The following is a 13,520-nucleotide window of genomic DNA, read 5'->3' as shown; positions in this document are numbered from 1 at the left end:
GTATTTACATGGATACAGGCATTTAAAAACTAAGAATTAAAAAGGAATGTTATGTCGACCACTGCCCCATCACCACTACTTTCAGAAAGCTTAAAAGGGCTGGGCATAGATGCGGGAACCTTGTTTTTTGCACTAAATTATGACTTTACTAAAATTGAATCAAAAGGTTTACTCAAACGCTTTAAGAAGAATAAAGAAGCAATTGATATCGATTTGGCGTGCGTCCTATATGATACTCATTGCACCATTCACGACATTGTTTGGTTCAAACAGTTGCGTGATAGAGCTGAGTCGGTCAAACATCAAGGTGATAGCTTAAATGGTAAAGATCGTGGCGAACAAGCCATGTATTTGGCGCCACTTGACCAAGAGCAAATCAGACTATCCTTAGAAAAAGTGCCACTCAATGTTACCCATATTGCCCTGATTGCCAACTCTTATCATGGCCATCCGTTTTCTAGAGTGAAAAAAGGCGAGATTCATCTTAGTGATGATGAAGGCAATCGGTGCTTTGAGGTCAACTTAAAGCAGCTTCCGCGTGATTGCACCACGCTTTGGGTAGCGCATTTGCGCCGAGAAATAGAGGACTGGCATTTAACATTACATAATTTACCACTTTCTGCCGAAGACATGGTGGAAGCAGCGCAAGGCGTGTCCCATGAACTTGCACGCGCGCTTCCTATTCCACAAGGCATATAGAACTCTCACAACACCTATTCAATTGCTATATAAAAAGGGGCTACGTTATCAAAACGCAGCCCCTTTTTTAGCTTTATACTCGCCGTTTTTACTGTTTTGTTTTCTATAATGCCTCGCCGCAGTTCGGACAAAAATTCTTTTGTTTGACTTCCACTTCTCTCTCGCGGCGCTCAAGTTCTTGTTCACGTAATACTTGTAGCACGATGCCTTGCGCCTGCTCTTTATCCAAACCAAGCTCACGTCGAATCTTATCTATCATTATCTGATTCTGTATCAAATCAAAATCGCTATCAATCAGTTGCTCTCGAAAATGCTGCTCTAGCTCTTCACGACGCTGAGCAAGCTCATTTGCCAACCCTGTCGCCAAAATACCAGCTGGTAACGCTGCCAGCCCGACACCTAATATCGTGATAATTGCACCCAGTATCTTGCCAGCAGTTGTAATTGGTATGACGTCGCCATAACCAACCGTAGTTAGCGTAACCACCGCCCACCACATAGCTTTGGGTATCGACTCAAACACCTGTGGCTGGGCATGGTTTTCAACCAAATAAATACCACTAGAAGCAGTGACAATCATAATGATCAAAATAAAAATCACCGCTTGAAATGAGCCTTTTTCTTTATTAATGACCACCAGTAGAATACGTAAAGAGGCGAAATATCGTGTCAATTTGAGGATACGGAATAGACGCAAAATGCGTAAGAAGCGCAAATCAATATTCACAAAGAAGTTAAGAAACGCAGGTGCTATCGCCACCAAGTCTATCAACGCTGAAGGACTTTTTAACCATTGCCAACGTTGATGCCAAGTCGTGTTCGTTGGCTTCGCCTCAGCCACACTCCACAATCGCAGCAAATACTCGATAGAAAATATCACAATAGAGAAATTCTCAAACCAAGTAAAATAGGTTTGATAGCCGTAATACCATTGATCAACAGACTCTGCAATGACCGCTGCTACATTGGTCATAATCAAAAATATTAAAAAATAATCAACGCAGCGGCTAAAGAACGTGTCATGGTCATCGTTCTGCAAGATATTGTAGACAAAAAGACGCAAGCGCCGTATAGATTGGAGTAGCATGACGTCCCTAATTGGTAAAACACTGGTCTTATATTAATAAAACATACATCGTAAATATATTTTTTGGATTTTAGCGCAGTCATCGCTGATGACAAGTATTCGGTACTACGTTAAAGAACGTTAGTGACACATAGCTCTATTTACTTGAGCCAAACGTCATTGATTATACAAAATTTGAATAATAAATATAGGCAGATGTGAGTAATATAAATGTGATGAGCAAAATAGCAAACTGTAACACCTTTTCCTCTAAGCGTAATTGCTGGCTTATATTTTGAGCAGGCAGTAAAAATAGATGACATTCAGGACAACACGAATCTACCTGATTCAATGTTTCCATAGAACGTGCTTTTGCACAGCGTAGAGGAGAATTACTACAGTAGCCGAGCATAATATATACGCCTTTTTTATAACATGATTATCAATCCAAAAAGTGTTAGGTAAATATGACCAAATTTGAAATCAGGACTTTAGTTTTGAGGTTTTATAGATAAAGCATATATGAAGACAGTTTTATTTCATGTGGTCACGATATAAAAAACGACTATCATCTCATCATGATAACCAATTCTCTCAAAACTCCCAATTTTTTGACTAAAACGTTAGTTGTCATAATCTATCGTATAAAACCGTCTCATATACATTTAAAAAACCTTACAGTTAGCATGGTTTTATACTATAATATAATCTCAATGTTACTCTTTAGTGAATAATCATAACATTGTGTATCGGTAGCTAATGTCATCCCTCATTAGATCTCTACCAAAAACCATCTATCATGTTGAGGAATAAAACGATGAAACTACAATCCCTAGTTTTAGCTGCTATCACTGCATTGACTGTGAATACTGCTTTTGCAGTCCCTGCAGGTACTTGGTCAGTTGCTGCTGGTGCCCATATGGTCGATCCTAAGAATAACAATGGCACCCTTGCAAATGGAGCGATAGATGTTGATGTAGATAGTGATATCCGTCCAACCATCAGTGGCGAGTACTTCATTGCCGACAACGTAGGAGTCGAGCTATTAGCAGCAATTCCTTTTCATCATGACATCACTTTAACAGCTGGTGACACCACAATTGATGCAAAGACTCAGCATCTACCGCCTACCCTATCTCTACAATATCACTTTGACGGCTACAATATGCCTATGAATGTAAAACCTTTTATTGGCGTAGGTGTGAACTACACAACCTTTTTTAAAGAAAAAATTTATAGCGATACATACGAAAACTTAAAGCTGGATGACAGTGTTGGCGTTGCTGGTCATATCGGGCTTGATATTCCTTTTACCCCCACTGAATACTTTCGTATCGATGCTCGCTATATGGACATCAAGACCGACGCAAGTGTAGACGTTGCTGGTAAAACGCTAGATATTGGTGAAGTTGATATCAGCCCTTGGGTATATGGCGTGGCATTTGTTAAACAATTCTAATATATCAAAGATAGCACAGATGAAATAGCGTAAATAAAGAAGTCAGTTTGATAACTGACTTTTTTATTGCTGGTAATGATTGTTTTCCAAAAACTTCCAAGCATAAAAAAGACCATCCGTAGACAGTCTTTTTTTAAATCAATTATGTTAAGAGCTGATAATCAAACCTAGAGTAAAATACGGCGTGGATCAGCCAATAAGGTAGCGACATAGCGGGTAAATACCGCTGCATCAGCACCGTTGATGACACGGTGGTCATAAGACAATGAAAGTGGCAGCATTAAGCGCGGCTCAAAAGTCTGCTTTGCAGCATTCCAAACAGGCTGCATGGTCGCTTCTGATGCTCCCAAGATACCTACTTGTGGCCAGTTAACAAGTGGTGTAAACGCCGTACCGCCTAAGATACCTTGACTTGAGATAGTAAAACTTGCACCTTGCATGTCTTTCGTGGTGAGCTTTTTATCACGTGCCTTGCCTGCTAACTCACCGATTTCGATGGCGATCTGCTTGATGCCTTTATCCTGTGCGTTTTTGATCACTGGCACCACTAGACCGTCATCAGTCGCAACCGCAATACCCATATTGACGCTCTTACGCAAAATCACTTGGGTGTTGTCATCACTTAAATGACTGTTAAAACGTGGGTGCTGTGTGAGGGCATATGCCGTTGCCTTAACAATGAAGGCCAAGATAGTCAGGCCAATACCTTCAGCTTTCATACCGCCTTTTAGCTCACCGCGCAGTTTTTCAGTCTCGGTGATGTCTGACAAATCAAACTGAGTAACCTGTGGCAATAACGTATTATAGTTAAGCTGAGGTATCGAGACCTTTTGGAGACGGCTGAGGTCTTGCGTTTCCGTCTCACCCCAAATCTCAGTTTTACTCATGTCAGGTAGCTTTGGCAGTCCTGAGCTAACAGCGCCCTGAGCAGCTGACGCGGCTTGCTGGGTGGTCAAACGGTTTTTGACATGCGCAAACAGATCTTCTTTTAGAATACGATCGTTTAGTGCTGAGCCATTTACCTGTGTAATATCAACACCTAGTTGACGCGCCAGTTTACGTACAGCAGGGCCTGCGTATACATCTGCAAGCTTTTCATTGACTTGTGCTTCGGTCAATTTTTTATCCGTAGAGACCGCAGTTGAGGTCGGCGCAGGTGCTTGCTTTGGCTCGCCTGTTGGAGCTGGCTGCGGTTTATCTCCAGCTTTTGGTGCAGGCTTATCCGCTTTTGGTGCAGTATCCGCTTTTGGTTTTGCTTTAGAACTACCTACCGCTTTAATGACGATAAAGTCTTGCCCATTAGCAACAGTGTCACCAGCATTTACCAAGATTTTTTCGACCACACCGGCTTCTGGTGCAGGCACTTCAACTGAGGCTTTATCTGACTCAATCAGTAAGATAGACTCATCAGCACTGACCGTATCACCTACACTCACCATAATTTCAGCCACTTGCGCTTCGTCAACGCCTATATCTGGTAGTGCATGGGTGGTCGATGCGCCTTCACTAGTATCCTCAGTCGATTCTTCTACGTCTGTATCCTCTTCAGCAGGTGCGTCTTCAGTACTCTCGTCTGCTTGTTCTGAATCAGTTACTTCTTCGGCATTGTCGTCAGCATCGTCACTTGCCTCAGCACTCTCTAGTTCAATCAATACCATGCCTTCGCTGACTTGATCACCAACAGCAACACTGATTTTGGTGACTTTACCAGCGGCAGAGCTTGGTACTTCAACTGAGGCTTTGTCTGACTCTAGCAAAACGATGTTGTCATCTTTTTCGATAACATCACCCACTGCTACCATAATCTCGCTGACTTCGGCGCTATCGACACCCAAATCGGGGGCTTTAATATCCATGTTTATCTCCTAGTCTTATGATTATTATTCTTTGACATCACCGTCATTGAGTAAAGTTGCATCTGCTTGATCTTCAGCACGACCTTCATTGCTGATTTCTTCATCGTCTTCAGCGACAAACTCAGGTACAGGGCTTGGGTTTACTTTGCCTGGTGCTGGTGCATCTGGAGAATGATCATAATAAGACTGTTGGTGCCATGCAGGTGGCTGATCCACATCGATACCTAAACTTGAAATAGCATCTTTAACCAAACGCATTTCCACTTCGCCTTCATCTGCTAAGCGCTTAAGCGTTGCAACAACGATGTGAGCTGCATCAACATTGAAGAAACTACGTAAGTTTTCACGAGTATCAGAACGGCCATAACCATCCGTTCCTAAAGTGGTATAAGGACGGTTGTCCGGTAACCAAGCACGGATTTGTTCTGAGTAGTTACGCATATAATCGGTTGCTGCTACTACAATACCTTCGTGCGGTGCTAATTGCTCAGTAACCCATGGCACTTTCTCTTCATCCATTGGGTGTAGACGGTTGTAGTCGTCACAAACCATACCATCACGAGTCAACTCGTTAAAGCTAGTAACACTCCAAACGTTTGAGGTGATATTAAACTCATCTTTTAGGATCTTAGCGGCTTTTTGTACTTCACGTAAGATCACACCTGAGCCCAATAGCTGCACCTGAGTTGAACCATTGTCTTCAAGCAGATACATACCACGCTTGATACCTTCTTCGGCACCTTCAGGCATAGCAGGTTGATCGTAGTTTTCGTTCATCAAAGTCAAGTAATAATAAACGCGCTCACCTTCTCCATACATACGGCGTAGGCCATCATGTACGACAACTGCTAGCTCATAACCATAGCAAGGATCATAAGTCACGCAGTTTGGTACGACGTTAAATAAAATTTGTGAATGACCATCTTGATGCTGCAAACCTTCACCATTCAAAGTCGTACGACCCGCAGTGGCACCTAGTAAGAAGCCTTGTGCTTGACAGTCGCCTGCCGCCCAAGCCAAGTCACCGATGCGCTGGAAACCGAACATTGAGTAGTATATGTACATCGGAATCATTGGTAGCGCGTTCACAGAATAACTGGTTGCTAAGGCAATCCATGTACTCATTGCACCCGCTTCGTTGATACCTTCTTCTAACATATGACCATCGATGGCTTCTTTATAGCCCATCAAGGCTTCGCTATCTTCTGGCGTATATTTTTGACCAACCGCAGAGTAAATGCCGAGTTGACGGAACATACCTTCCAAACCAAAAGTACGCGCTTCGTCTGGTACGATTGGCACGACGCGATCTTGGATGTCTTTATTTTTCAGCATGGCTGATAGTAGACGTACAAATACCATCGTCGTTGATTGCTCTTTACCATTACTACCTTTCAACACTCGATCGAATATTGACAGTTCAGGAATATTCAATGGAATGTGACCACTGCGACGATTTGGTAGGTGACCGCCTAATGCTTCGCGGCGACCTTTCAAGTATTTCATTTCTGCCGAATCTTCTTCAGGACGGTAGAACGGTAGCGTTTCTAGCTGCTCATCGGTAAATGGCAAATCAAAACGATCACGGAAATAGACGAGCGCCTCTTGATCAAGTTTCTTGATTTGATGCGATTTATTGACCGCTTGTGTTGTGCTGGACAAACCATAGCCTTTAACAGTTTTGACCAGTACGACCGTTGGCTGACCTTTGGTTTTCATCGCTTCGCTAAACGCAGCATACACTTTTTGTGGATCATGACCACCACGGTTTAGACGGGCAATATCCTCATCAGTCAATGCATCTGCCATTTCTTTTAATTCAGGATATTTACCAAAGAACTCTTTGCGAGTAAATTCAGGCGTACGCGCTTCGTATAGCTGGTACTCACCATCGACCACTTCTTCCATACGATGTTTGAGAACGCCAGTATCATCATTGGCAAGCAGGCTATCCCATTTACCACCCCAGATAACCTTAATCACACGCCAGCCCGCACCGCGGAATACCGACTCTAGCTCTTGGATAATTTTACCATTACCACGTACTGGACCATCAAGACGCTGTAAGTTACAGTTAACAACCCAAATCAGATTGTCTAACTTCTCACGACCAGCAAGAGAGATTGCACCCAAGCTTTCTGGCTCATCCGTCTCACCATCACCTAAGAATGCCCAAATTTTACGACCTTCTTTCTCTAACAGTTTGCGGTTTTCCATGTAGCGATGCACATGAGCATGATAGATCGACATGATCGGACCTAGGCCCATTGAAACGGTTGGGAATTGCCAATAATCAGGCATCAGGTACGGATGCGGATAACTTGATAAGCCTTTACCACCGACTTCACGGCGGAAGTTATCAAGCTGATCTTCAGTCAAACGACCTTCTAAATAAGAGCGCGCGTAGATACCTGGTGCTGAGTGACCTTGATAATAAATCATGTCACCACCGAAGTGATCACTTGCCGCGCGGAAAAAATGGTTAAAACCCGTTTCATAAAGCGTTGCGCTAGAAGCAAATGAAGCTAGGTGACCACCCAAATCATCATCATTTTTATTAGCACGCATGACCATCGCCAAAGCGTTATAGCGAATCAACGCACGGATCTTACGCTCCATACCCAAATCACCTGGGTACATTGGCTCATCTTCAACAGCAATACTATTGATATAGGCTGTATCGAGGCGGTTAAATGGTAACCCCTCTTGAACCGCCATGTTGTATAGCGCTTTTAATAAAAACTGAGCACGATCCTTGTCTGCATGCTTGAGAACAGACTCAAAGGCTTGAAGCCATTCTTGGGTTTCGGTGCTATCAGCATCCTTATAATAATTCATCATTACTGTCCTTTTCTGTCAGTCAGCCCTGCCTAAAAACAGGATGTTGTTAAGTCAAAGTATTGTTCAATACTGTCTTAAGGGAATGGTTTGCTCAATGACTTCCTTGTTAATTCAAGAAATTACATTCAGTATTCTGCATGTATACGGCTGCATTTGATCATTTCATAATCTTGGGCATCCAACGTAATTAAAGTAGAAACGGTACTACTGTGCATCTATATATCGTATGCTAACTGAATAATCAGATAGTAAAATACGCTCTCAGCCTAGCTCCTATAATCAACCATCAAACGATAATAACCCTTTATTATAGGCGTTTATGCCACAGTTGTTTATAGCTATAAAGAAATGGTGATATGACAAGTATTTTTGAAATAAATATTGATTAGTGATTAGGTAAATATTTACAGTCTTACCAAATTATTTTAGTTTTTCATTATAATGGAATTGATAATCATATGGTTACTCATCGCACTAAATGAACCTTTCATCCTCTTTAAAAAGCTTTTAGTAATGATCTTAGATATATTGAGTTAATAAAAATTACTAATCTTTACTTTTCTTACACAGTAATTTTCATTTGATACAAACTTGGATCGAGGTGGTTAGATGTGTATCGATAGATATCCAATCTTGGGTAAATACCTTAACGTCAGTCAAATGCTAAATTTTATTATATCTGCTCTATTCTTGAGTTTGATACTTACTATTAATAGTGCTCGTGCTGATTTTGTATCAAATGAAACCTCTACGACTGGTATGTGTCCTGCCAATCATAAAATGTACTATATTGGTGCCAATCCTCCTGCTTCTACTTCGTCGTCTCTTGTCGTTTCCCAGACGTTGACCTGGACAGCTGGACAAACAACCAAAAGTTTTACTTTCACAGAGGCATCTGGAAATAAAACATTTACGATTGCCTTTTCTAACATACTAGACAAAACCACTACTGCCATTAGCACACCGTCAAATGCTGAATCCCCTTTTTACGATAGCTTGAGCGGTGTAACCACTTCAGCTATAAACTTGGTTCATAACTCTCCTGTGTCAGCAACCTCTAAAACCAACCATGTTTTAGATGTCAAAGTGAGTCAATCTACGAGTAAAACTGGATATAAAATTCAAGATCTAGACTCAACTGGCGCTACTGGGCAAGTACCTTATATTGAACAAGTGGATGTCTCTTCTAGCAAAGGACAACTAACCGCTAATAATAACTTCCATACAATAAATGCTTCTCGCGATATTGTAACAGCTCGTTCAGGGCTGAATTGTGGTGCCGGAGGATGTACTATAGATGCCGCTTGGAACTACAATATTGCAAATATTGCTCTAAACCTTAAGCACAACAATACACTTTCACAAGTAAATAGCCCACACGCTGTAGGCTACTCTGACTTTTATTTTTGCTTAGCACCGCCTAAACTGATAATCAAAAAGGCACTCAATGGCAACCGCGTGAATGACAGTGACACTAAACGAGATCAATTTGAGATAACTGCTACTGGAGGCTCAATAGCGACAAACAGCTTTACCACAACTGGCACAGGCTCAACCATTACAAACGGTACTAGCGCTACACTGACCTTAGCGGAGAACACAAGCTATACCATTACAGAACGAGCCATCAATGGTACAGCACTTGGTGATATAGCGAGCTACAACGCTACCTATACCTGCACCAACGCCACGACTGGTAGCACCACCGTTATGCCGACTGCTGCAATGACTTACAACGCCACCGCTAAAACTCGCTCGTTTACACTTACTAATACGACATATGGCGATGAGATAACTTGTACTATCACTAACTCGATAAACAATTATAACTTCTCTGGCACTGTGTTCAATGACAATGGCGGCATCACTAGTGCCAATGCCTCTAATGCCGATATTGCGACTGGTCCTTACGCCAATAATGCTAATTACTTTAATGGCGTATTCGATAACACTGCACCCAATGCCGAAACTGTTATTTCCGATAACGATAGTACGGTCGAGCTGACCAATTGCTCAGGGACAATTATTGCTTCACAACCAGTCGCAGTTAATGGATTGTATTCGATCAATGTTTCTGCAGCACAATTGGCAGGATATTCCAATCTATGTTTAGTGGAAAAAAGAAAGGAAGGTTCTACTTCTTTTCCAATACGCACTACTTTAGGCAGTAGGTCCATTAATTTTCAATCGTCTACTTATAACTATCCAAACAATAACTTTGGTAGAGTTATTGTTGAGAACTCAGCTTTAGTACTAGAAAAAGAACAAGCAGCAAATAAGTGCGACATCATCTCCTTTACAGATACCTCGCTCAAATACAGCAAAGACGCTTTGAATGAAAAAGGTGACAACCCAGATATACGTCCAGGTCAATGCATTGCTTATAGAATTACAGCGACCAATCGCGCCAATATCCCTATTGATAATTTTATCATGCAAGACATTTTACAGAAAAAAGGGGTCAATAATGCGACTGTAACTTCAGTCTTGACTACCCCTACTCGTGAAGCAAATGTATTTAACGATGGCCTGAACAATGGACAAAATGGCACGATTAGAACCATATCTCAAACATTGCCTAAAAGGGATAAACGCATATTTTATTTCAACACTAAATACGGTACTACCGTAGACACTCAGTAGCGATCAATCATTACTTCTCACCTACTCTACTAGCCTTCCTTTTTACGCTAAAAAGCCCTATCTGCCAAGATAGGGCTTTTGCCGTTTGGTCACCTTAATAAACCCTTTGTCGTCTTTATAGTGATTATTTGTATCGTTTACGTGAAAATTAACAAAGAGGAAACTACCTATTTTTTATGCGTACTTTCTATAACAGATTCAGGTTAATTATTCCGCGATTTGTAAGTTAACACCTTATTAGCATTACGATCGAGACAAGGATTCTATATGAAACGATTTAAGCTTGTACCCAATATTTTATTAGTAGCATTGGCTTCTACCTGTCTATTAGGTACCGCTCATGCTGATGATGCATTGAAAATGGATTTAACTGCTAATCAAGTTATCAAAAATGCAGAAGGTAAAACGGTTTATTCGCCAGTACGCACAGCACCAAAGGGTACTGTTATTCAATACAAAGCAACTTATACCAATACTATCAATAAAGATATTAACGACTTGATGGTAGCACTACCAATTCCTACCAACATGGTATTTACAGGTGACGCCATGCCTGCCAGCGCTCAAGCCAGTACTGATGGTCAGAACTATGCTGACATGCCTTTGATGCGTAAAGTAAACGGCAAAGTAGTAAAAGTGCCATTTTCTGAATACCGTAGCCTTCGTTGGAATATCAAGCTACTACCAGCCATGAAATCCGCCACCGTATCACTCAACACGGTAGTCAACTAATACTTACACAATGCTTTTATCTTAAACCTTCTGGAGATTGACCGCATGAAACCTAATTTATTCCAATACTCAGTGTTGACCGTTGGTGTCGTTGCTGCTATGGGTATTACTACTGCCAATGCAGCTACCCCAACAGGTGGTACGTCCGGCTCATTTAATGTAAATAACAAAGCGACAGCTTCTTATACTGTCGCTGGTAATACGACTGTTCAAACTGCTGAATCAAATGTCGTCACCGTTAATGTTTCTGAGACGGGTTCTTTTAGTTTGATTTCTACTGTTGTTGATGCCAATCCTAACGATGATTTTGGTAGAGATCGCGCTATTAATGCACAAGCCGTTTCGACCGTAGATTTTACCCATACCTTGGCTAACGCCGGTAACATTAATGATACTTATACCGTCAATATTGCCAATGCCACTGGCGATGATTTTGATTACAACCTAGGTAGTAGTGTTATTAAGTACCAAAAAGTCGATGCTAGCGGCGCTAATACTGGTGGTTTGGTGACCATTGCTAACGGCGGTACGATTGCATTAGCACCAGGCGAAAAAGCGTTAATCACTGTGACAGCCCAAGCCGATACTAAACGGGTTGCAGATGCTAATGGTATCCTAACCGTAACTGCTCAAAGTGCCTACCTAAAATCGAAACCTAGCAACAGCGCTGTTGCTACTTATACTGCTACTAACACTGATAATGCGTTAACCAAAACGCCACTTTACGCTATCACAAAATCGGCTATTACCAATCTTGGTAATAGTAATTTAGATTTAAATAGTAGCACTGCTTATGTCGATTATACGATTACCGTAAAAAACGAAGGTAATATCGCTGGTACTGCAATCAGTATCTCAGATGATCTACCATCAGGCTTGGTAGCAATAGCGTCAGGAGAAGCTAACTATGTAGCGCCTACTGTTACTGCCTCTAATGGTAGTGCAACAGGTACAGCTGTACTATCAGCCGCTAACAAAACCATCACGGTAGCTGGTCAAAATATCAAAGTTGGCGAAACGATCACCGTCACTTTCCGTGCCAAAAAAGCAACTGGCGCAACCGCTACTAGCTCATTCGTCAACTATGCAGTCGTCAGAGACAATACCAAAGACGATGCTACTGCGAATACGCCTGATATCATCGATAGATCTGATAATGGCACTAATCCAGGCGGTCCTACTGAAAGCACTTATGAAGATCCTGCTAAACCTCTAGTAGGTAAAGACGATAATACCAATGCAACCGTAAACACGACCAATCAAACGCGTGCTATTGCCATCACTCCTGGTGCCAATAAAGAAATTGCGCTTGTTACCCCTAACACTATTAATGACGTGACTAACAATTACACTTATACCATCACTAACAATGGTACTGACGTTATAGAAGCAGAAGGAACAGGCAATAATGCCAGTGCTGTCAAACTGTCTATAAAACCAACGGCTACTCAAGATAACGGCATCATTGATAATCCTAATATCAGTATTGCACGTGTCTATGTAGACGCTAACAACAATGGTAAGTTTGACACTGGTGAAATTGAACTTACTGGTGTAAATGGTATCTACGATCTTAATGCTGCCACTCCTTTTGTAACAGGTAGTACGACCACTCGCAAAGGGTTAGCGCCTGGCGAGAGCGTCAAAATTGGCGTACAGGTTGCTTCAACAGGTAAAGGTAGCAACGATCCAAACTCTACAACAGATAATGTAAACAACATAGGTGACTTTGAGACTTTAACAGTCGCTGTACAGCCTAATGGTGCCGTTAGCGGTACTGCCGCGCCTACTAGCACTGCTGGCAACCCATTATCTACAACCTCTACGACGACCTTGCAAGGTATTAATCTGAAGAAATACCAAATAGCGGCTAATTGTGACGCTGATCCTACTGTTACTGCTGCTGCGTGGTCGACTGGTAATGTAACTGCTAATGCTGATCAATGTGTCTTCTATAAATTAGAAGCTAAAAACACATTCATGGATGTGGCCAAAATTGTTAACAACCTTGTGGTTTCAGATACGTTAGACAGCAAACTTACTTATCAAACCAATAGCTTCTCAGCGTCCCCAACAGCAACGACTCAAACGCTCGGTCAGTCAATCCAAGTGACATTTGCGAGTATCGCTGCTAATACGACAGCCAACGTTGTGTTTGCTGCAAAACCTTCGCAAACAGGCACTAATTGATAATCAAGTAACCTATAAGCGCCATAAGGTGCTT

The 13,520-nt window shown here is 41.8% G+C and carries 8 protein-coding genes; 5 read left to right on the top strand and 3 right to left on the bottom strand.

Annotated features, from left to right (window positions below):
• The first annotated feature begins 51 nt into the window (after positions 1–51).
• Positions 52–699 (top strand): TerD family protein, encoded by a 648-nt coding sequence (locus FW759_RS07950; RefSeq protein ID WP_446442660.1) that lies wholly within the window; start codon positions 52–54, stop codon positions 697–699.
• 103 nt (positions 700–802) lie between these two features.
• Here the strand turns inward: FW759_RS07950 and FW759_RS07945 are convergent, their stop codons facing one another.
• Positions 803–1,786 carry an ion transporter gene (locus FW759_RS07945; RefSeq protein ID WP_062844295.1) on the bottom strand — a complete coding sequence of 328 codons (984 nt, stop codon included), beginning with the start codon at positions 1,784–1,786 and terminating at the stop codon, positions 803–805.
• Positions 1,787–2,582: 796 nt separating this feature from the next.
• On the opposite strand from FW759_RS07945, the gene FW759_RS07940 reads away from it, so the two are divergent.
• On the top strand, positions 2,583–3,224 hold the full coding sequence (locus FW759_RS07940; RefSeq protein ID WP_443571562.1) for an OmpW/AlkL family protein: 642 nt from the start codon (positions 2,583–2,585) through the stop codon (positions 3,222–3,224).
• Between the two features lie 167 nt (positions 3,225–3,391).
• Here FW759_RS07940 and FW759_RS07935 read toward each other — a convergent pair whose 3' ends face one another.
• Together FW759_RS07935 and aceE are read right to left on the bottom strand one after the other, a co-directional pair.
• Positions 3,392–5,080 carry a 2-oxo acid dehydrogenase subunit E2 gene (locus tag FW759_RS07935; RefSeq protein WP_446442659.1) on the bottom strand — a complete coding sequence of 563 codons (1,689 nt, stop codon included), beginning with the start codon at positions 5,078–5,080 and terminating at the stop codon, positions 3,392–3,394.
• 24 nt (positions 5,081–5,104) lie between these two features.
• Positions 5,105–7,918: a pyruvate dehydrogenase (acetyl-transferring), homodimeric type gene (gene aceE, locus FW759_RS07930; RefSeq protein WP_084387268.1), complete on the bottom strand. Its 2,814-nt coding sequence runs from the start codon at positions 7,916–7,918 to the stop codon at positions 5,105–5,107.
• A gap of 612 nt (positions 7,919–8,530) precedes the next feature.
• Here aceE and FW759_RS07925 point away from each other — a divergent pair.
• The 3 genes from FW759_RS07925 (at position 8,531) to FW759_RS07915 (ending at position 13,486) form a co-directional block, all read left to right on the top strand.
• A complete protein-coding gene (locus tag FW759_RS07925) occupies positions 8,531–10,564 on the top strand; it encodes a hypothetical protein (protein WP_446442658.1) in 2,034 nt (677 codons plus the stop codon).
• 267 nt (positions 10,565–10,831) lie between these two features.
• Positions 10,832–11,296: a hypothetical protein gene (locus FW759_RS07920; protein WP_446442657.1), complete on the top strand. Its 465-nt coding sequence runs from the start codon at positions 10,832–10,834 to the stop codon at positions 11,294–11,296.
• A 45-nt stretch (positions 11,297–11,341) separates the two neighbouring features.
• A complete protein-coding gene (locus tag FW759_RS07915) occupies positions 11,342–13,486 on the top strand; it encodes a beta strand repeat-containing protein (protein ID WP_446442656.1) in 2,145 nt (714 codons plus the stop codon).
• Positions 13,487–13,520: the final 34 nt, after the last annotated feature.

Source organism: Psychrobacter sp. 1176_08 (genome assembly GCF_052850615.1).
This window is presented reverse-complemented; position numbering and strand designations above follow the sequence as displayed.

Excerpts from the sequence above, each read along its gene's own strand:
- FW759_RS07945 (WP_062844295.1), bottom strand. The coding sequence starts at position 1,786 with ATGCTACTCCAATCTATACGGCGCTTGCGTCTTTTTGTCTACAATATC.
- FW759_RS07950 (WP_446442660.1), top strand. The coding sequence starts at position 52 with ATGTCGACCACTGCCCCATCACCACTACTTTCAGAAAGCTTAAAAGGG.
- FW759_RS07915 (WP_446442656.1), top strand. The coding sequence starts at position 11,342 with ATGAAACCTAATTTATTCCAATACTCAGTGTTGACCGTTGGTGTCGTT.
- FW759_RS07940 (WP_443571562.1), top strand. The coding sequence starts at position 2,583 with ATGAAACTACAATCCCTAGTTTTAGCTGCTATCACTGCATTGACTGTG.
- FW759_RS07925 (WP_446442658.1), top strand. The coding sequence starts at position 8,531 with ATGTGTATCGATAGATATCCAATCTTGGGTAAATACCTTAACGTCAGT.
- FW759_RS07920 (WP_446442657.1), top strand. The coding sequence starts at position 10,832 with ATGAAACGATTTAAGCTTGTACCCAATATTTTATTAGTAGCATTGGCT.
- FW759_RS07935 (WP_446442659.1), bottom strand. The coding sequence starts at position 5,080 with ATGGATATTAAAGCCCCCGATTTGGGTGTCGATAGCGCCGAAGTCAGC.
- aceE (WP_084387268.1), bottom strand. The coding sequence starts at position 7,918 with ATGAATTATTATAAGGATGCTGATAGCACCGAAACCCAAGAATGGCTT.